The organism is Rhizobium sp. RHZ02 (assembly GCF_014851575.1).
GTDB classification, from domain to species: domain Bacteria; phylum Pseudomonadota; class Alphaproteobacteria; order Rhizobiales; family Rhizobiaceae; genus Rhizobium; species Rhizobium altiplani.
In genome coordinates, this window is sequence record NZ_JACUZX010000006.1 from 1 (window position 1) to 20,794 (window position 20,794).

The 20,794-nt window shown below is 59.3% G+C and carries 14 protein-coding genes, 1 tRNA gene, 1 rRNA gene and 1 pseudogene; 8 read left to right on the plus strand and 9 right to left on the minus strand.

Annotated elements, in window-relative coordinates; genetic code table 11:
- Positions 1-31: 31 nt before the first annotated feature.
- Positions 32-146 (plus strand): 5S ribosomal RNA (gene rrf / locus IB244_RS11975).
- Between the two features lie 264 nt (positions 147-410).
- Positions 411-487: transfer RNA gene (locus IB244_RS11980), tRNA-Met, on the plus strand.
- 123 nt (positions 488-610) lie between these two features.
- Here the strand turns inward: IB244_RS11980 and IB244_RS11985 are convergent.
- Entirely contained in the window at positions 611-871 is a 261-nt protein-coding gene (locus IB244_RS11985) for a DUF4242 domain-containing protein (RefSeq protein WP_018856437.1), read from the minus strand.
- 41 nt (positions 872-912) lie between these two features.
- Positions 913-4,428: an adenylate/guanylate cyclase domain-containing protein gene (locus IB244_RS11990; RefSeq protein WP_169684504.1), complete on the minus strand. Its 3,516-nt coding sequence runs from the start codon at positions 4,426-4,428 to the stop codon at positions 913-915.
- A 313-nt stretch (positions 4,429-4,741) separates the two neighbouring features.
- Here IB244_RS11990 and IB244_RS11995 point away from each other — a divergent pair, with 313 nt between their 5' ends.
- Together IB244_RS11995 and IB244_RS12000 are read left to right on the plus strand one after the other, a co-directional pair.
- On the plus strand, positions 4,742-6,124 hold the full coding sequence (locus IB244_RS11995; RefSeq protein ID WP_018856439.1) for an FAD-binding oxidoreductase: 1,383 nt from the start codon (positions 4,742-4,744) through the stop codon (positions 6,122-6,124).
- 385 nt (positions 6,125-6,509) lie between these two features.
- Positions 6,510-7,508 (plus strand): sulfite oxidase, encoded by a 999-nt coding sequence (locus IB244_RS12000; protein ID WP_272481247.1) that lies wholly within the window; start codon positions 6,510-6,512, stop codon positions 7,506-7,508.
- Positions 7,509-7,547: 39 nt separating this feature from the next.
- On the opposite strand, the pseudogene IB244_RS12005 reads toward IB244_RS12000, so the two are convergent.
- A pseudogene (locus tag IB244_RS12005) lies at positions 7,548-8,048 on the minus strand (IS30 family transposase); the annotation flags it as partial.
- Between the two features lie 942 nt (positions 8,049-8,990).
- On the opposite strand from IB244_RS12005, the gene IB244_RS12010 reads away from it, so the two are divergent.
- Entirely contained in the window at positions 8,991-9,941 is a 951-nt protein-coding gene (locus IB244_RS12010; RefSeq protein ID WP_018856443.1) for a hypothetical protein, read from the plus strand.
- 56 nt (positions 9,942-9,997) lie between these two features.
- On the opposite strand, the gene IB244_RS12015 is transcribed toward IB244_RS12010, so the two are convergent.
- From IB244_RS12015 to IB244_RS12040, 6 genes are all read right to left on the minus strand, one after another.
- A complete protein-coding gene (locus tag IB244_RS12015; protein WP_192304352.1) occupies positions 9,998-11,788 on the minus strand; it encodes a hypothetical protein in 1,791 nt (596 codons plus the stop codon).
- A gap of 201 nt (positions 11,789-11,989) precedes the next feature.
- Complete coding sequence (locus tag IB244_RS12020; protein ID WP_018856445.1) at positions 11,990-13,129, minus strand: AI-2E family transporter; 1,140 nt, start codon at positions 13,127-13,129, stop codon at positions 11,990-11,992.
- Between the two features lie 52 nt (positions 13,130-13,181).
- On the minus strand, positions 13,182-14,018 hold the full coding sequence (ppk2, locus tag IB244_RS12025; protein WP_018856446.1) for a polyphosphate kinase 2: 837 nt from the start codon (positions 14,016-14,018) through the stop codon (positions 13,182-13,184).
- 15 nt (positions 14,019-14,033) lie between these two features.
- Positions 14,034-15,710, minus strand: a complete 1,677-nt coding sequence (locus IB244_RS12030; protein ID WP_018856447.1) for a SulP family inorganic anion transporter — start codon at positions 15,708-15,710, stop codon at positions 14,034-14,036.
- A gap of 104 nt (positions 15,711-15,814) precedes the next feature.
- Complete coding sequence (locus tag IB244_RS12035) at positions 15,815-16,972, minus strand: HlyD family secretion protein (protein WP_192304354.1); 1,158 nt, start codon at positions 16,970-16,972, stop codon at positions 15,815-15,817.
- A complete protein-coding gene (locus IB244_RS12040) occupies positions 16,972-17,313 on the minus strand; it encodes a DUF3302 domain-containing protein (RefSeq protein ID WP_018856449.1) in 342 nt (113 codons plus the stop codon). The genes IB244_RS12035 and IB244_RS12040 overlap by 1 nt, the downstream gene beginning before the upstream one ends.
- A 319-nt stretch (positions 17,314-17,632) precedes the next feature.
- Between IB244_RS12040 and IB244_RS12045 the strand changes: the two genes are divergently transcribed.
- The 3 genes from IB244_RS12045 to IB244_RS12055 are packed head-to-tail and all read left to right on the plus strand — an operon-like array spanning position 17,633 to position 20,391.
- The gene (locus tag IB244_RS12045) at positions 17,633-17,947 is read left to right on the plus strand and encodes a hypothetical protein (RefSeq protein ID WP_026371697.1); all 315 of its coding nucleotides are present in this window, start codon (positions 17,633-17,635) and stop codon (positions 17,945-17,947) included.
- Between the two features lie 46 nt (positions 17,948-17,993).
- Positions 17,994-19,421 (plus strand): DUF3300 domain-containing protein, encoded by a 1,428-nt coding sequence (locus IB244_RS12050; RefSeq protein WP_113472064.1) that lies wholly within the window; start codon positions 17,994-17,996, stop codon positions 19,419-19,421.
- A gap of 34 nt (positions 19,422-19,455) precedes the next feature.
- Positions 19,456-20,391, plus strand: a complete 936-nt coding sequence (locus IB244_RS12055; protein WP_018856452.1) for a DUF2950 family protein — start codon at positions 19,456-19,458, stop codon at positions 20,389-20,391.
- Positions 20,392-20,794 lie beyond the last annotated feature (403 nt).

Genomic DNA, 20,794 nt, shown 5'->3' on the forward strand with positions numbered 1-20,794 from the left:
CACCAGCTTCTCATTTGTTGCGCTTCGCTGACCTGGTGGTTATGGCGGGGCGGCTGCACCCGTTCCCATTCCGAACACGGCCGTGAAACGCCCCAGCGCCTATGGTACTTCGTCTTAAGACGCGGGAGAGTCGGTCGCTGCCAGGTCTGCTAAACGCAACAACACATGCGCCGAATGTCGAAGACATTCGAAAGCTGCATGTGAAACAAACAAATCTTCTCATCACGAAAACGGCCCTAAGCCGATCAAAAGGGCCGCCCACAAAGCGGCCTTTGTGCTATAATGGGTCCGGAAACATGCAGTGCGTCCCTTACACGAGACAAATCGCCTTCGGCAATTTGCTCGGGCAGTAGCGTAAACTGCTTCGCAGTTTACGCACCGTGACAAAACCCAAAGGGTTTTGCACTTGGCGCGGGGTGGAGCAGCCCGGTAGCTCGTCAGGCTCATAACCTGAAGGCCGCAGGTTCAAATCCTGCCCCCGCAACCAACAAAACCTGAATATTTGCCAGTCAAGTCGCCTCACAGAAACCTCCTCCGCATAGGCGGACGGCCTTCACGCGTAAATTCGGTAGCTCAAGCAGGTGCAGCCGGGAGGGGCGGTCGGGCAGGGCTATGCAAACATATTGGGGCCGATCTCCCCGCCAACTTCAATGATCACATCCGCGGGGACATTGTTCCTCCTTGCCGCGGCGCGAATGGCTTCAGGATTTGGCGCTTCGTAAAGGCAGTATGTCTTTTTCCTGTCGGCGCTGAGGAACGAAAAAATCCACTTCACCCCTTCCTCGTCGTTGATCAGGTTGATTTCCTCGACTCCCTCTTTCGACAGTTGGAGTTGTTCGGCAAAGTTTCTTTCGATGATATAGCGTGGCATGATGAGACCCTCTTCTCACCCAAAGCGGCGAACCTCTGATCCTAATGAATGGTCTGCTTCAGTCGCTGTTGCAGCCTGACCATTCCCAGTTCGGCCGCAGTTGACCGGGCATGCTCGGATAAGGACATTGCTCTCTTTATCGCGGCTCTGCTACCTATTTTCATTAGCAAATCGGAATATTCTGCCTGCGTGTGCGCGAGCCACGGTCGCGAGCCGATCGCCGAGTTCATCTCGAGAGCATGCTCATAGTGCTTTGACGCCCGATCGAATTCACCCAGCGCGGCGGACAACATGCCCAGATAGCGGCTTGCGGCACCGAAGCAGACAGTCGCCATACCTATCGTGACGGTCATCTCCTTGTAGTCGAGCATAAGCTTATAGAGTGTCCTGGCCGCTTCCATGTCCCCCAGGCCGGCGGCGACTTCTGTTAGAAACGAGAGGGATGCGCTTCGTTTTCCGTCAAGCGGCAGGGTGAAGCGTGTGCTGAAAAGCTCTTCCAATCTCCGCTGGGCGGCTTCCCGATAACCCAGGTCAAAGGCGACCAACGCGAAGCCCGGCAGCCAGGTGATTTCGTCCGGGTTTTCCTCGATCAACAATTTCATGACCGGTGCGACCTCCGAGAGACGGCTCTGCTCCCGGCGGATCGCGAACATTTGCATGCCGTAGACACCTTCGGGTGCCACGCCAAGGGTGTGCTTGCCCAGCTTCAGCGCTTCTTCGGCAAGCTTCTCGGCGGCGGTGAACCTCCCATCGAGGATGGCCATCATCGCTCTTGCGATCCGAGCGTAGAACTGGACGTTGAGATGCTGGCGCTTGGTGCCGAGTTCCTCCAGGGCGTCGACCGCCCGATCGGCCCGTGCGCGCTCGCCCAGTTCAGTCGAGACGTAGGTGTCAATGGAAAGCGCCCTGGTTAGCACATCGTCATCGTCGATCTCGCCCGCAAGGCGTCGTATTTCGTCAATGCGGGCCATCCGGTTGTTTTTCTCCGTGGCGGTTTTAACCGGTGAGGCTGTCAGGAGCGGGAGAACGGAGAGCTCCACAAGAGAAGTCTTGTCGCCAACCTCCCGGGCAAGTTCTATTCCAACGCTATGGCATTTTGCGGCCCTCTCGCTGTCACTGAGGTAGGCGTAAGCCCGCGCGAGGTGGCTGAGAATCTGGCACCGCGACTTCTTGTCCGCTGGTTCAACCATCGCCATGGCCTCCTCGAGAAGCGGCAGTGTTTCGGCAAGCGAGTTCGAGGAGAGAAATTGGGAGCCGTCGAGGCCGATCACTGCGCGAACGAAGCCCTGAGTGTCTGCCGCTTTGCGTGCCAATGGGGCGGCCAGCCTGTATTTCGCCAGCGAATCCGTCATGCGGCCGGCAGCGTACAGGGCGTCGCCTAGTTTCAGGACTGCTGCGAGAAGGTCTGTTTGGTGGCCGGGCTCGTTGGGCAACTGTTCCGCGATCGACAGTGCGTTCTGGAAATGGTCGACCGCCTCGTAGTTGGCGGATCGTGCAAGGGCTCGTTCTCCAGCTTTCATCCAGTATGGAAGCGCGAGTTCGACCCGTTGCGCTTTCTCGTAGTGTTGGGCGATGAGTTCGGGCTGCGTGGCAGCGACATCGGCATACTGGTCGACGAGAACCTTGGCGATTTCCTCGTGGAAATGTCGCCGCCGCCGGTTGAGGAGCGATTGGTAGGCGGCATCCTGAATGAGCGCATGACGGAAAACGAGGGTATCATTCAAGACACCGCCTCCGACGACGATCTGGCTGGAAACAAGCTGGTGCAGTGCTTTCTCGAGGATCCGATCATCGAGACCTGCAATCTTCGACAGAAGGCCACGATCGAACTCCCTGCCAATAACGGCAGCAATCTGGGCGACCTCTTTGGCTGTTGCCGCTAGATGATCGAGACGAGCCATCAAAGAACCCTGCAGGCTGTCCGGGATCTCTACGTTGAGCGACGGTGACGTTCCGCTCTCGATGATCGTGCGGGTCAACTCCTCTATGAACAACGGCACGCCGTCCGCTCGCTCTAAGATCATTTCGGCAAGCTGTTCGGAAATGTCGCAGTCCATCGATCCGATGAGCTCGCGCATCTGTTGCCTAGTCAGACGTCCAATGGAGAGTGTTGTCGACTGCGACAATCCACTGGCCCAGTCCGCGCTCCATTCCGGTCTATGGGTGACGACGACGAGGGCGGCCGTACCGTGAAGCCGGCCGACGAGTTCTTCTAGCAATTCGATGGTGGACGGATCCATCCAGTGTGCGTCTTCTACGACCATGAGCACCGGTGCGATTCTGGTCGCAAGAAGCAATCGGTTCGCGAGGGTGCGGACGAGAAGTTCCTTACGCTGGTGGGCGGAGAGATTTAGCGGCTTGAACTCGTCACCGCCATCGAGCGAAAGCAGCTCCGCATAGATCGCACCAACTTCCGAGGGCCTTTCGCCGTAGCGGCTGACAAGGGTGCGAAACTTCTCGACTCGCGTGTTTCGGTCGTCTGCCGGCGTAAACATCGCGACCCGGCTCAGTCGCTCGACGATCGGGTAAAAGGCCGATGTGGCGTGATAGGGCGAGCACTGCAATCGGATGAGTTCATGCTCTGTCTCGCGCAGATGTTCTTCGAAGGCTTCGACAAGACGGGATTTTCCGATGCCCGCCTCCCCCGACAAAAAGACCATCTGTCCTTGGCCGGCCTTCGCCAGCTCCCACCGTTCGAGCAGTAGCCCGATCTCGCTGGCACGTCCGACAAATTTCGAGAGCTTTCTGGAATGCGCGGCTTCGAAACGGCTGTCCACCTCTCGCTCGCCGCGGACTTCGAACAGCGCAGTGGGCGAGGTGAAGCCTCTCAGCGTCCGCTCGCCGAGGCTGGCGATTTCGAACGACCGCCCGGCGAGGCGGCGGGTGCTGTTCGAGACCACGATCTGCCCTGGGGCGGCCGCCCCCTGCAGACGTGCCGCCAAGTTTGGGGTGTCGCCGGCGATCGATCCACGCTCCTTCGCGCTGCCATCGGTGTCGCCAACGACCACGTGCCCGGATGCGATCCCGATCCGAGCCTTCAGTCCCCGCTGGTTGGGCGACTGCAGCGCATCGACGGCGGTTATCGCCTCGAGACCGGCCCGGATCGCGCGCTCGGCGTGGTCCTCATAAGCCATGGGCCACCCAAAATAGGCAAGCACGCCATCTCCGAGATACTTGGCGACATAGCCTCCGAACCGCGTGACTGCGCCCGCGACGCTATCCTGATAACGGCGGATCAGCTCGTGCATGTCTTCCGGGTCGAGTTGCTCCGACAACGCAGTCGATCCTACGAGGTCGCAGAAGAGCACGCTGAGCAGCCGTCGGTCAGCCGCAGCGTCCGTCGCGACGGGAGCGGGCTGCTGTTCGTCCGGAGGTTGCTGCGCAAGTCCGTTTATCGCGGCTAGAATAATCTTCCGGTGACCAAGCGAGACGCCGAGTTCACGGAGGTCGGATTCCGCGACATGAGGGAGCGCTCGCAGATCGACGTCATTCTCGATGAAGGCCGCGGCGTACTTGCCGAGACCGAGTTGGGCTAGCCAATCCTCAATCGTCTGCATCGACTTTCAATCCGCTCAACCGTTCCCGAAAAATACCACGAACGTCGGCATCCTGCCACGCAGTGCCGGGAGCCGCTCGCGTTGAACAGGCCGAGCAATCGATGGCGAATTTGCGAACGCAGCCCTCGCAGATCATGCGGCATTTCAGCGCCAACACTTTATAGACTATCCGCATCTTGCAGCGCATTCTTCGAAGTCGCAATCGACCGCTGTGGGGAGCGAATTCAGTCGTCAGCGCATCATCCTTCAAACGCCCCTCGTCAGTATTCGATTCGACGTCATGAGCTCGGAGGCTCGGCTTCAGGAGGGTGTTATGATCAGCGAAAATATCGGGAAGTTCACACAGATTCTTCGCGGTGCTCTTATCGGGCGCGACCATGCCGACTACGAGGACGCCCGCAGGCTCTACAACGCCATGATCGACAAGCGGCCGCTCTTGATCGCAAAGTGTACGGATGCTGCGGACGTGATTGCCTCCGTGAACTTCGGCCGCGACAACGAACTTCCGATCGCCGTCCGGGGCGGCGGCCACAACGGGGCTGGGTTTGCCAGCGTTGACGACGGCATCGTCATCGACCTGTCGCCGATGCGGGGTGTGCGCGTCGATCCCGTCAAGCGGACAGTTCGTGTAGGGGCCGGGTGTACGACCGGCGAGGTCGATCATGCCACCCACGCCTTTGGGCTTGCCATCCCCTTCGGTGTCGTCTCAACCACAGGTGTGGCGGGCCTGACGCTGAACGGCGGCCACGGATACCTCACCCGCCAATATGGGCTTGCCATCGACAATCTGATCGAGGCCGACGTCGTGCTCGCGGACGGCACGCTCGTCACCGCCAGCAAGGCCGAGCGCCCGGATCTGTTCTGGGGGCTGCGCGGCGGCGGTGGCAACTTTGGTGTGGTCACCAGTTTTCTGTTCGAGGCGCACCCTGCGGACAGCGTTTATGCCGGTCCGATCTTCTGGGAGTTGAAGGATGCTGCGACGGTGATGCGCTGGTACCGCGAGTTTTTGGCGACTGCGCCGGACGAGTTCTACGTCTTCCTTGGGCTGCAGACGGTTCCCTCCGCCGATCCGTTCCCGGTGGAGCATCGTGGCAAGAAGATCTGCGTGCTTCTCGTTTCCTACAATGGAGCGGTCGCCGACGGGGAGAAGGCAGTTAACGCCGTCCGCAGGGCGCTCCCGCAGCCGATTGTCGATTTTGCCGGTCCGATCCCGTACCCGACACTTCAAGGCATGTTCGACGGACTCTTTCCGAAGGGCCTTCAATGGTACTGGAAGGGTGATTTTGTGAAGACGCTTCCGGACGCGGCGATCGAAGCACACATCGAGCAGGTGGCCAAGGCACCCAGCGAACCCTCGTGCATGCACCTCTACCCGATCGATGCCGCCGTCCATCGCAAGGCAAGAGATGAAACGGCGTGGAATTGCCGGGATGCCACATGGTCGATGGTTATTGCCGGCGTTGACGCCGATCCGCGCCAGGCGGCGACGCTGAAAAAATGGGCGACCGACTACTGGCAGGCGGTCCACCCGTTCAACCTCGACGGCGCTTACCCGAACTTCATGATGGACGACGAAGGCGATTTGCGCCTGAAGGCCACGTATGGCGACAATTACGAGGGTCTTGTCCACCTGAAAAAGAAGTACGACGGGAGCAACCTGTTTCGGATGAACCACAATATTCGCCCTGCCGCCTGACGCCGAGAGGGGCGTCACTGAAAGGCGCTTCCTCGATCCTGGCGGCCACTGCGATGGTGGCTGCCAATGTACACCTTTGGCGTAATGGCGTCACCCGCCGAGGCCGCTTGCGGCCCTTTGCTGCCGTTCGAGATCGATCCGAGGAACGTGCGGTATGTGCTAGAATGCGGCCCGAAAGCGGAATGCGACAGACGCACGGCGAGGGGCGGTGTGATCGAACCGGAATTCGCGCGACCGAGCCGACGTTGTGCTCTTGGAAGGAGAGACGAGGACGATGCCGACACCACAGCAACCCAGTCTAATAGTTCGACAGAAATCCCCACAGAACATCGAGTTTCCGTTTGCGTCGCTCTCCGATTGGCGGATCCCAACGGAGCTGTTCTTCGTGCGAAACCATTTTCCGTCACCGGACCTCAATGCGCGAGACTGGAGATTGCGCGTTGACGGGGCGGTGGAGCGGCCGATCGAACTTGACCTCGACAGCATCAAGGCGATGCAGAGCACGACTTTCACCGCCGTCGTCGAGTGCGCAGGGAATGGGCGCGTCTACTATGTGCCGGCGAAGGAGGGGTTGCAGTGGCAGAACGGGGCCGTCGGCAACGCCGCGTGGACGGGTGTTCTTCTGCGCGAGATTTTGGAAATGGCGGGCGTTAGGCGAACCGCACGTGAGGTTCTGCTCGTAGGCGCCGACAGCGGCGTCGTCGACGCGAACAAGAAAACGGCTTCTCCAGGCCCCATCGCTTTTGCCCGCAGTTTACCGCTGGAGAAGGCCGTCGCTGACAGCACGATCCTTGCCTATTCGATGAACGACGAACCGTTGACGCGCGATCACGGCTACCCGCTACGCGCGGTGGTGGGTGGCTGGTTCGGCATGGCTTGGGTCAAGTGGATCACGCATATCACGGTTGTGGAGCAACCGTTCCTTGGCTACTGGCAGGCGCGCGACTATTTCCGTTGGGAGCGCAGCCTTGGGGAACCTAGGCTGGTCCCCCTTACGGAGATGGAGGTCAAAGCGCAGATCGCGCGTCCCGTACAGGGGGCGCATCTCATCCTCGGCCAACCGTGCCGGATTTTCGGAGCCGCCTGGAGCGGAGAGGCTGGTATCCGGCAGGTGCAGGTCTGCACCGGAGATGGCAGGGGCTGGCGCGAGGGAAGGCTTCTCGAAACAGAATGTCCCTTCGCATGGCGCTTGTGGGAGTACATGTGGACCCCTGAAAAAGTGGGGCGATATATACTGCGATGTCGCGCGATCGATGGGGCGGGGTGCGTGCAGCCCGACCTCCCGCGTTCCGACTGCGAGAGCTACGCGGCCAATTGGATTATTCCGGTGGATGTTACGGTCGTTCCCGAGCCACAGACGTACGCGGAGGAATTCGTGATCTAATCACCCGCGTGGGCGGAATGGCGGCTTATGGCAGTGGGTTCAATTGATCGCCGCAACACATTCTGCAAATTTTTGCGCGGGCGTCTGATAAAGCAAGGTCTTTCTTGGACGTTCGTTGAGCTGCCTGGCGATAGCATTGAGCTGGGCTTGGCTATGTACGGACAGGTCAGTGGCGCGCGGTAGGTATTGGCGCAGCAATCGATTGGTGTTCTCATTTGAACCGCGCTGCCAGGGTGATCTGGGATCGCAGAAGTAAATCTCAACGTCAGCGGCTATTGCCAGTCGTTGATGGTCAGCCAACTCCTTGCCCCGATCCCAGGTCAATGATTTGTAGAGTTCGCCCGGCAGTTTCTGTGACTGCTTTATCAGCGCAGAAACTACGCTTTCGGTATCCTTATTGGCGACCTTGATCAGCATGACGTAGCGCGAGTGACGCTCGACCAGCGTCGCGATGTAACTGTTCTTCGACCCACCGATAAGATCGCCCTCCCAGTGACCGGGGACTGCACGGTCGTCAGCGGACGCAGGCCTCTCGCTTAGAACCTCAATCTCGACGACCGGCTGGCTACGAATACAGTCGAGTTGTTGGTCGGCACCGCGTGCGCCTCCTCCGCAGTGCTGGTCGGAGGCGAATGGCTGGTATGCTTTGACAACTCACATCTTGAAGAGCCTTTCAAAGCCCCGATTCTGACCGCATCCGAATACGAGCCGGACTGGCCCCCGAAGCCGCGTGATCGCCTTAGACTCGGATCGGGCACCGGGGAACGTGGCACATTCGGCCCGGCAAAGCTTTGGAATTCCAAGGCAATCGGGAACTATTATCCGAGCGACTTTGCCGATGGTTCCATCATCAAGTCGATCGGCGATGCGTTGTTCTGGAACATGTTTCCAGCAAAGGAACCTGAGAAGCATTCGTCTGCCGATTTTGATTGGGAAGTATTTCTCGTCACCCTCGCACCAGGCCGAGTTTCGCGCCAATGAAGACGCTGAGCTATTGAAGCGCTACGGGGTTTCCAACCTGTCGTTTGCTGACCGCATCCTTGGTGGCGAAGTGTCAGACGTGCCGAGCTCAGCCCGCCAGTTGAGGGTTTGACGAGCCGGGGTCTGCGGGAACCCAAAAAGCCCAGACAATAACCGGGCGCGAATCTCCTTGATGACAAGACTTCTGACCAGCCTGGGCTCGAGTGCGGAGCGCAGGGTCTGCTTGTGAAAGTGATCGGCCTTGCCGCTGGTCGCCGCGATTTCAAGTACTCGGGAGTGTGTGGTTGTTCCCGACTTGCTATCGCATCTATGGATTCCATATCATTCCAAAATGAAGCCCCAGAGCATTGGGGATCTACACGACGTTTACCCCGTCGACAGGCAGCTGAGAGTCTTAAGTTCGTCGCGGCACAGTCTGCGAGACAGAGCGACCGGTCGGGTCGCAAGCCCTATACGTCGCCTTGAGCGCTTGTGAGAGCGATATGTTTACGGGAGGGAGCCATGAGTTCGCGGGGCGGACAAGGCGATGATCTGTCACTGGAACCCGAAAGGGTTCGTGATCAGCTTGATCGCATCTTGTCGAGCGCCGAGTTTCAGGTTCCGGAGCGTAGTCGGAGATTTCTTGCATATGTCGTCGATGAAGCACTGGCGGGACGATCAGAGAATCTGAAGGCTTACACCATTGCGCAGGCGGTCTTCGGCCGAGATGCTTCCTTTGATGCCCAAAACGATCCGGTCGTTCGTATCGAAACAGGGCGTATTCGCCGCGCCCTGGAGCGATACTACCTCGTGGTCGGGCAAAGCGATTCCATACACATCGCCATACCCAAGGGTGGATACGTACCGAGTTTCACCGCAAGCCAGTCAGAGATTGCGTCAGGACGTCATTCGCCGGGAAAAGATGTCGACGTGCAGGAGGCGCCGGTGGCGCAACATAAACGTCCGCTTGCCTACCGGGATTTTATCCTGCCGGTTGGTGTCCTGCTTGTCATCGCCGCCATGGGCATGTTGGTGCTGATGCGGCCGCTCCAAGAACTGGTTGCTTCACTGAACCCTTCGTCGGGCACACCTTTGCCTGCGGGAGATGAGATGCGGCCGCAGATCGTCGTGGAGCCTTTGGTCGGCATAGGTCGGGACAATGGCGACGCCGGCATCGCCAAGAGTCTGACGGATGGCGTCATTGTGGAACTGACGAAGGTCAAATCAATCGCTGTCAGGACGCCTGGGCCGAAGGCGCATATCGCGGCGCCAAACCAACCGTCACTCTCCATCCAGGGCAGCGTGGGCACCGAGGATAAGCGGTTGCATGTCCAAATCCGGCTGGTTGATCGAGCCGACGGAACCGTTGTCTGGACAGGCGCCTATGACAGAAACCTTGACGAAGGACGCATTCTTGACGTGCAGGATGAAATCGCCCGGCTGATCGCGGATGCGATATCTCGGAGGCAGTAGGGTCAGCCTCCTTCCATATAGAGAGTGCAGATGCCACAGATGCTGCAGCGTCGAACTTATTTACCGGTGTCCGCGGCGGGTTCGATTGCGACACCTGCGGCTCGTAGACCTTTGAAAAATGCTTCCTGATCTTCCGGGCGCTGCAGACGCAAGGAAACCTCCTTGCGGATGTTCTTCATCAATCCGGATGCATGGGCATTCAGCCATTCCCGTTCCTGCCTGGCGTCAGCCGTTTTCCCGGCCGTGCCAAGAATAGCAAGGAGCACGAGGTGATGCGTGGGATTGTATTCCAGGTCGGACATGCGAGACCACAGTTCCGCGGCCCGGACGTCATTCCTCATCAGGGCACACAATGCCATGCCCACTTCGTAGTATCCCCTCGGGCCCGCATTCTTGTTGACGGCGCTCGAAATCAGCTCGCAGCCTGACTGCCATTTCCCCGACATGGCCAGCCGCAACCCGTATTCCCCCGCGACCTCGGTATCATTGGGGTTCATGGCATAGGCTGCCGCACCCGCCTGAAGGGCTTTGTCGACATCATTTCTGAAAAAGCTCACCTGCATGAGAGCCTCAAGGACACGCGCATCGTTTGGGGCAAGCGAGGCTGCCCGCTCCGCCGCGCTGGCGGCTAATTCCAGCGTCTCGTCCGCTGAGGATGTGCCGAGCTTATAACGAAACCTCATCTCGTCCAGGTAGGTGAGGGACAGAAGCGCCCAGGAGGCAGCGCTTTTCGGAAACAGCTCTGTCGCTCGTTGCAGACAGTCGCGCGCCGTGTTGTGCGTCTGGGCATTCATCGACCTACGGTAGCTATAGTAAGCCAATCTGCAGGCATAGGCGTCCGCATCTCCGCTCTGCGGATGCCGGGCAAGTGCGTCGGTGTCGGCTTGAAAAACCGCACCATATGGTTCCGCGACAGTGCTGGCGATCTCTTCAGCGGCGCCGGTCAGGATCTCGAGCTTGCTTTGCGCGCGAAGGTCCGCGTCGTAATTGTTCGCCCAAATCACTGCACCGTCGGATTGGCGCACGAGCCGGGCGACAAGCCGCAATCTTGGCCCGTCGAGTTGGACATTGCCTTGCAAACCATAAGCATTCGGGCTCGGTTGTTCGGCCTTCGACGCATCCGCGACAACGACGATGTCATCGAACTTTGCTAGCTTGCCGATAATCTCGTCCCTCAGGCCACGCGCGATGTCGGAAGCAGCATTTGCGGAACCCTCATCCTCAAAGGACTCGACAATGACTCTGGGTTCGGCCGCTTCTGTCGGCGAGGCGCCTGAGGGATTTTGGTGCCACCCCGACAATGCCTGTGGAAGGACGATATAAAGCGAAGCTGCCGCGAGCAAAAGGGCGGTGCCGAGCGTCAGCGTGGTCGATAATTGAGGGCGGCCGAAAGATTGGCCGAGGCTGTGAAGCGGCCCGGTGTCACGGTGACGCTCGATCGCTGGCGCGAGATCAAACTGCGGCGCCGCGAGCGACGGTGTCGGAACGTTGTGAGCATATTCGAAGCACGGCCTGTACCCACCCTTGGGGATCGTAATCGTTACCTCGTCCGCTTGGCCGGCGATGAGGTAGTAGCGTTCAAGTGCTCGGCGGACTCGGCCTGCTTCGATCCTGACGACAGGATCGTTCTGGGCGTCGAAATTGACCTGGCGACCAAAGACCTCATTGGCGATTGTGAAGGCCTTCAGGAATTCCGATCGGCCTGCCAAGGCTTCGCTTATGATGAATTGCAGAAACTTGCGGCCCCGCTCCGGCGAATGGAATTCTTCGCTCGCCAGTATCCGTTCAAGTTGGTCGTAGATTTCCTCGGCCGTCGGCTTCGAGGGCTTGGCTATTGCGCTGCTCATGATGACGCCCTAACGAGATCACGCAAATATTTTAGCTGAATATAGTATTAGCTCAGAACTGCCGGTGGCTGCAACCGCTACATACGATACACCTTCAAATGGTTACCCGCCGGTTGAGCGCGGTGCAGTCCGATTTGGGTCACTGGTTTTGGCCTAGAACAGTCCATCAAACCGATCGATAGGTGCAGCGTTGGATAAAATTCAATCCGTGCCGGTGTTCTCTGCCATCGCCGGGGCAGCCGTAGCCCCGGGCAATGTCTCTGATGGCCAAGCCCAGGCGCGCAGCAGTTCGTAAAAGACACTGAGCACGATTGGCCCCAGAAACAGGCCGAGCAGGCCATGCGAGAGAGTTCCGCCGATGACGCCGATGAGGATTACCGGCATCGGAGTTGAAAGCCCTCGGGACATCAAGATCGGCTTCAGCACGTTGTCCACGACCGTGATCGGGATCGCCACGACAGTGAAGGCAAAGGCCATCGATGCAGGCCAGGAGAACCATGCCCAGATGATGGCCGGGATAAGAACGAGGCCAGGGCCAAGCTGCATCAGGCAAAGCATGAACACGGCAAAAGTCAGGGCTCCGCGCGCCGGAATATCGAAGAAGGCAAAGCACAGGCCGCATAGGAGCGTCTGAAGCAAGGCTACGCCGATGACGCCGCGCGAGACGTTGCGAACCGTTGATCCCGCCAGCCGCGCAAAGCCAACCCCCCTCTCTCCGCCGATGCGGCCCGCCAATACCTGAATCGTTGCTGCAAGGCGGGGGGACATGGTGAGGAAGATGCCGGAGAGAATGACCGACGCGACGAAGCTCAGCACCCCACCGCCGATTGCTGCAAATTTGGCGATGATGACTCCCATGACCTCGCGGAGAGGCGCCTGGAATTTCATGATTGCTGCCGCGAGATTGCCGGCGACCTGGTTCCAGCCGGCGTAAAGGCGCTCGCCGACCACTGGCCAACCACGTATAGCCTCAGGAGCCGCGGGCAAGGTGAAATTGTCGGACTTCAATTGCGCCACGAGAGCCAGGATTGCATCGGCGAAATTGACCGCGACAAGCGCCAATGGCGCGATTATGAGCACAAGGCACGCTATGACAATAATGGTGGCCGAAAGCTTGGGCCGATCTCCTAGAAGTCTGGACAGACCGGTGAACATCGGAAAGAGCGCTACCGCGAGGATCGCGGACCAGATGACGATCAGCGCGAATGGCGCAATCAGCTGCAGGCTCCAATAGGCGAATAGTCCAATGATGCCGATCCGCACCAAGTCGCTGACCCGTGCCTCTACCGAAATCTGCGCGGGACCGGCTTCTGCCGCGGTCCCGCTCTTCTGTTGCTGCATCGCGTAGCCTATTCCACGGTTTTCCACAGTGCATGCCTGAACGGATCAGGCGTCATCGAGTCGTCTCCGGCACAACATGCCTGACGCTCTGATCCTCGACATAGTTCGATGGCCGCTTCTGCCGTTTGCCAAGATCCGGCGCGTCGAACTTTACCCGCTCGTAGGGGATCGACTGCAGGATATGGGAGATGCAGTTTATCCGGGCGCGCTCCTTGTCGTCGGAAGGCACGAGCCACCACGGCGCGTGGTTGCTGTCCGTCATCCGCAGCATCTCGTCATAGGCTCGCGTGTAGTCCCACCAGCGCTGGTAGGACTCTACGTCCATGGGGCTGAGTTTCCACTGCCGAACCGGATCGTCGATGCGGCGCTTGAAGCGGCGTTCCTGTTCTTCCTCGCTGACGGTCAGGAAATACTTCAGCAGAATAACGCCGCTTTCGACGATGGCCGCCTCGAAGCGGGGCGCAAGTTCCAGGAAGCGCTGAGCCTTCTTCTCGCTGGCGAAGCCCATGACGCGGTCAACGCCGGCGCGGTTGTACCAACTGCGGTCGAAGATCACGACCTCGCCGGCTGCCGGCAAATGCGCAATATAGCGCTGCATGTAGATCTGGGTTTTCTCGCGATCGGTGGGAGCGGGTAAGGCGACGACGCGGAATACACGCGGGCTGACCTTTTCCGTTATCCGCTTAATCATCCCTCCCTTGCCGGCGGCGTCACGGCCTTCGAAGATGATGACAATCCGGGCGCCCGACTTCTTTACCCATGCCTGCAGATTCGCCAGTTCGATCTGCAGTCGCCTGATTTCCTTGTCGTAGTCCCAGGACTTGGCTTTCTTATGCTTGCCCTTGCGTTCCGCTGGAACCTCTTGCTTCGGATCGTATGCTTCGTCCATCGTTCCCTCCATTGTTTAACGCGCATTCCCTGCGACATTGCCCATGAGCGCGCGCAGGGCCTCTTCCCGACCATTGAAAAGATTGTGGGCGCCGATCTTCTTGATGAACCCGGCACGCTCCAGGATGCCGCGACTCTCCTCGCTGACGTCAGCAATGGCAAAGACGATGTCCCGCTTGGCCAAGTCATCGGCCACAGCGTCGAGTGCGAGCGCACCTGTGCTATCAACGTGCGTGATGGCACCGGCGTCGAGAACGAAGCACTTGGTTCCGGGAGCAAGCTCTCTGGCAACCTCCGTCAGTCGCATGCGGACATAGTCTGCGTTGTAGAACAGGATGTTGCCCTGGATGGCGAAGACGGCAGCGCCTTCGACGGGGCGCGCTTCCGGGAAGCGGGCGAGCTCGAAGAAGCCGTGCCGTCCGGCAATGTGACCAAGGAGGCTGTCACGCGGAAACATCGTCTTGCGCAGGAGGTAGACGAAGGTTGCGGCAACGGCAACGACCACGCCGTTGAGGACGCCGAAGCTGATTGCGCCCCACATGGCGATCAGCGCAAAGACGAATTCCATGCGGCTGATGTGCCAGATCTTCTTGAGTTCCTGAATATCGATGAGGCTGATGGCGGCGCTTGCAAGGATGGCTGCGAGCGCGGGGATCGGCAGGATCCGCAGAGCGCTGTGGAGGAATACAAGAGCGGCGATCAGCGTGGCAGCTGAGACCAGTCCCGCCAGCTGGGAGACGCCGCCCGTGGAGAGGTTTATCGCGGTTCTCGAGTCCGACATGCTGATGGGAAAGGAACCGAACAGGCCGGGCGCGATGTTGGCCGCGCCGAGACCGATCAGTTCCTGGTTCGCATTGACGTTTTCACCAGTGCGCGATCCGAAGCTTCGCGCGGTCACGATGCCGGCGCCGAAGCTCACCAGAAAGATCGCGGCCGAACCAAGCACAAGCTTATCGAGCGGCATCTGATGGATTGCCGGCAGGGAAAAGCTCGGGAAGCCGCTTGGGATATTGCCCACGACAGCCATGCCACGTCCCTGGAAGTCGAAAAGCGCCGAGAGAATGACGGAAATAACAACCACGAGCACAGGACCCGGAACCTTGAGGTGGAACGCCTTGACGATCCAAAGCAGCGCAAACATGGAGAGACCGAAGAGAAGCGACGGCCAGTGGATCAAGGCGGCCTTGCCAAGAATTTCGGCAACCGGCGCAAGGAGACCATCCGACTCAATCCTTACACCAGTGAAGCGGCTGATCTGCCCGACGAGGATGGAAAGCGACACGCCGGCAAAGAAGCCCACCAGGATCGGGCGCGACAGGAAGCTCGCGAGGACGCCGAGGCGCAGCAGTTTTGCGGCGATGCAAAAGACGCCGACGCCAAGGGCGAGCGCCGATGCGATGGCAACCCGGTCAATGTTGGCAGCAGCCGGATCGGCCGCGATGATAACGGTCATCGCAGCCGCAAGCACCGTCATCGTTGCGGCATCGGGGCCGACGACCAAGAGCCGGGAAGGGCCGAAAAGTGCGTAGGCGATCGGCCCAACGATGCTGGCATAGATGCCGGTCTCTGGAGGCAGGCCAGCAATCGCCGGATAGGCAATGGCGCTCGGCAAACCCACCGCGGCGATCGACAACCCGGCAGGGATATCGCTACGAAGCCAGTCTTTCTTGAAACCGGCCAGGCCCCGCAACATTGGTAGGCTGCCTATCAACTCGGGCTCCCTCTTCTCTCTCGTGGTTGATCTCCAAGCTTGTCCGGCCGCCGCATCCAGGCAACGACCGGAAATTGTTGATGCGTTCAGTGTTCGAGGAAGACGTAGTTCATCCAGCTGCTCATGCGTAGCAGGACCTTTCGGAGGAGAGCGACGTGGTGCCAGTAATGTGTGTAGACCGCGACCTCGGCGACCACACCGCCGGGCAGTTGATACCCGTCGGTGCTCTCCAGTATTTCGATACCCGCCAGTGTCTGCCCCGGCGACAGCCGTTCGGGCGATTGCGGGTCGATCAGCGCGCCGCCTGGCTGCAACTGGCCTTGCGCCATCACATCGATGACTTCCCGGACGCGCGCCTTGAAGATCTTGCCGGGGACGGCCTTGAACGCCACCTCGGCCTCGTCGCCAACCCGCACGCGCTGGAGCGAATTCTGAATGAAGGCGGCAGCGAGGTACCGGTCCTCGCTGTTGATGAAGACCATCACCGGCCGCAAGGGCAGGGGATTCGCCATCATGCCGGGACGTAGGAAAACCTGCGTCACGTATCCGTCGCTCGGTGCGCGCACGGTCGTCTGGTCAAGCTCGTATTGCGCGTTCGCCAACTCTGCCTCCAGCCGCGCGACCGTGGGATTCGTTCCGTTGATCTCGGACTCGTAGGCGAGCCTTGCTTGCGCCGCCTGAGCACGGGCTGTATCGACGGCGGCCTCGGCCGTCAGGTAGATGCCGCGCCGGTTCTCGACTTCGAGTTCGGAGTAGACGGCACCTCTGCCGCTGGATTTTGCGTTTTCATTCGATGCCTGAAACTTTTCGAAGGCCTGCAGCGAGCGGTCCCTAGATGCTTCCGCACCTGTTACGGCCGAATTGGCGGCATCGAGAGCAGCCTTCAACTGCAGGACGGTCTGCTTGGCTTCGGCAAGCGACGCCGTTTTCTCATCGACGGCATATTGATAGGGCCGAGGATCGATCCTGAAGAGAACATCGCCCTTCTTCAACGGAGCGTTTGGCGTGACCGGCACCTCTACGACCTGGCCGCCCACGACCGGGATGACCGGAGCCGAGGTAAAATAAATGCGCCCATCGCTGGAATAGGGATGGTTGTAGCTCATGAGCAGCACCAGCCCGGCAATGATGAATATGCCGCCGAGGACAGCCGTCGCAAGCGACCACTGGTTCACTGGAATTCTGAACAACTTGAAGATCGCGAAGCAAAAAGCCGCGTAGGTCAGCATCAGGAGTAATTCCATCAGACCTTCTCCCTCTCTGCCATTGGAGCCTCGAGTTCCGCGATCCGTGCGTGGAGACGGGCAATTTCAGCGTTGGCTTCGGCTTCTGGGGATAGCTTGCCATCCGTCCGGATGCCCCAACCGCGATCCTCGCGGTAAAGGGTGGCCCAGATGAAAAGGAAGGGCCAGATGACGTGCAGCGTGAACAGGCTCACCCATCCGGCAACGTGGATGGCGTCCTGGTGCGGATGGTTCCTGGCCTTGGCGATCAGGTGTGGGATGTCGTGGATCGCGATCACTGCATAGAACAGAGTGACTACGACGAAGAGCAACACTCCCAGTGCAAAATAGTCGAGAAACACCGTTCCTCCTTTTCGGTTTGGTCTGGCCGCCTCTTCGGCTTGGTCTGGCCGCCCGTTCGCTTGCTGTCGACCTGCGGATACTAGACCCACTTTGGCGCAAAGACCCGTAGCATCACGTATCCTCTATTGGTCTGACGAAAGGTGCAGCTGCTGAAGATGATCCTGGATGGTCGCCGTAGCAGATCGATGGAGGATGGCAGGAGCGACAGGCGCATAAGGGAAAACTCCGCCGAACGTAGGATCGCGTAAGTTACGCCGCCATTCCGGGCTGACGCTATATGATGCAACTCTGCTTAACGCATTTGACAGCGGGGCGGGGATGGTTTCGGGAGATAGCAATTCTACACCTTTGTCGGTTCTCGAAAGGGCCGAGGCGCACTTTCCTGGCCAGGCGCAGCTGGTGCAGCGGCTCTTTTACGGGAGCGACGCGTTTCACAGCATGTGCGAGGATCTGGCAATCGCGGTGGAAACCTTGACGCATATCGAGCGCCTTCCCGAAAGCGTGCGCGAAGCGCGGCGGCAAGAATATGCCGCACTGGTTGAAGCCCTTTTGAAGGAAATGGGTGAGGCGCTCGCACAATCGAAAATCGTGATGCTTAGGCGGCCTTCGGACACCAGACCAAAATCTCCGTGAGGCACTTACCCAAAATTTGTTTTGATTCAGAGGAGGTCGTTGCGTGGTGAAAGCAAGATATTTGAGATTGCTTGCGGGGCTTTCTGCGCTGGCAATCATTTCGATGCATCCCGGCCCGCCAGCGTATTCACAGACCGCGACCCCCACACAGAAACTCGCCTCGACAGAGACGACGGCGCCGGAGGCCGCTCTGCTTTCCGAGAATGAGCTTGAAGTGCTTGTGGCACGCATCGCCCTCTATCCGGACGAGCTCGTGGCGGCGATCTCGGCGGCTTCACTGTTTCCGGTGCAGGTCATCGAGGCTCAGCGTTTCCTGGAGGCCAAGAAGAAAGACGCCGATCTCAAGCCGAAGGATGATTGGGATGGAAGTGTCATCTCGCTCCTCAACTATCCAGATATCGTCAAGATGATGAGCGACGATCTCGATTGGACTCAATCGCTGGGTGACGCGCTTACAAACCAGCAAAAGGATGTACTGATCGCCATTCAGCAGCTTCGCGACGAAGCGGTGGCGAAGAACGTCATCAAGACCGACGACAAGATCACGGTCGTGACTGAGAACGAGAACGTCGTCATACGACCGACCAATCCCGAGAAGGTCTATATCCCTCAATATCCACCCGAAATGCTCTATGAGCCAGGCTATACGGCCGCTCCGATCTCCTACTATCCCAATTCTTACGACAGCTACTATTATCCGGGTGCCGGGTTCTTTGCCGCCGCGGTGACGGGCGTCGCCTGGGCTGCCATCGTCAATTGGGACGATTGGGGCGTTTGGGGCGGCAATTGGGGCGGCGATGTCGATATCGACTGCAACAACTGCTTTAACGACCGAAATTTCAACGGCAAGGTCAAATGGAACGACGTCGACTGGACCAAGGTCGATCGCAGCAAGCTGAATATCGACAGGGATCAGCTCGCCAACATCGATCGTTCGGCGATCAAATCCAGCCTGCAGTCCGACAACCGCAACCAGCTCAAGAATAAGGTCAGCGACCGGCAGGCGAACCGCGGACAAGGAGCCAGAAATGTCAGCACACGTGCTGACGATATTCGAAAGAGCACTGCGGAGGGCCTGAGGGCAAATCCGAGGGCAGGCGATGCTGTCGCCAACCGGCCGGGTGGGGCGCGTCCGGATGCCCGTCCGGGCGATCTGGGCAATCGCGTGGATGCGCGTCCAGGAAATGCCGCCAATCGACCGGGCAATGCTGCCAACCGTCCATCAAAGCCGGCAGTCAAGAAGCCAAGCGCACCGAAGATGGCGGCGCGGCCCGACAACCGTTCGCGCCAACCGAGCGCCCTCGGCAACGTGCAGTCCGGCCGGCGTGAAGCGGTGGCTTCCCAGCGAGGCGGACAGAGCATGGGAGGCGGGCAACGGGGTGGTCCACGTCCCTCCGCTCAACGCTCGCGCCCGATACCACACGGCGGCGGTGGGGGGCGTGGAGGTGGCGGTCGCGGCGGCGGTCGGCGATAGGGTGTCCAGCTATTCAGATTTCCGGAGATAAACCATGAGACCACAGTTTAAGTTGATTCCGCTGTTGCTCGGAACGGCTCTCTCCCTGGCGTGGGCGGCCCCGTCGATGTCGCAGATTCAGACGAATCTTCAGGAATTCGTGGCCGGTACGCCGCCGTCATTCGATGACCCATCGGCGGCGCTTGAGCGGTTCAAGACGGTGTTGAGCGCCAATGATATCGATGGCCTCGCGAGCCTTCTCGGTCTGGACGCGGCCAAACTGCGATCCAGCAAGGAGGCGATGCTAAGCTATGAAACGATCCGCGAGGGCGCTTTGCGCCAACTGCAATTGCAGGACCTCCATGATCGCAAGGTGGTTCTGATTGGCGACGTCATGTGGCCGCTGCCCTTTCCTCTGTCGAAGAACAAGGACGGCAAATGGGCATTCGATACCGAGGTCGGTTTGCAGGAGATCGTCAACCGCCGTGTCGGTCAGAGCGAACTGGCGACAATCCAGACGATGCATGACTATGTGAACGCCCAATACGCGTACGCGCAAATCGACGAGGACGAGGACGGACTTTTCGAATTTGCGCAGAAGCTGATCAGCACCCCGGGACAACGCGACGGCCTCTACTGGGAGCCCGGTGCCTTTGATGAAGAAAGCCCGGCGGGGCCCCTGATCGAAACGGCCGCCTTCAGTAAGGCGAAGCGCGGCGAAGGCTACTATGGCTACCGCTATCGCATCCTGACGGCCCAGGGCCCCAACGTGATCGGTGGAAAGCAGAGCTATATCATCAATGGCAACATGACGGGCGGTTTTGCGTTGATCGCCTGGCCGGTCAAGTATCACGTGACCGGGGCTCAGACCTTCGTCGTCAACGGTTCCAACATCGTCTACCAGCGAGATCTGGGGCCCGAGACCGAGCAGCGCGCCGCGGCGATCAAGGAGTTCAACCCCGACGACAACTGGACGGTCGTGCGCGACTGAGGTGTGGTTCTGGCAGAACGGTTCAATTTAGCCCTGAAAGGCTCCAGCGTGGTTTCGCCTCAACGGAGCTCGACTGACGCCAAATATGATTAACGATCACCTTTCGCTTCTGCCGACGTCAGCCGGCAGGGCGAGCGCGACACTGCGGCCGCGCCTTTTCCACTACACGACACTTCAAGGGTTTCTCGGTATTGTCAGTTCGAAAGTGATATGGGCGACAAACATCCACTATCTGAATGATTCAGAGGGAGTTCGTATATGGGCTGGGCTACCTGAAGGCGGAGGCAGAAGCGTGCGAAGGCCGCATCGTCAAGACAGCAGGCCATATTGCTTCGGGTAGCCTCTCTCATCGATTTCTTCCAGCAGGGGATATGTCTACACGGCGTCCTTTGCGGAGGACGAC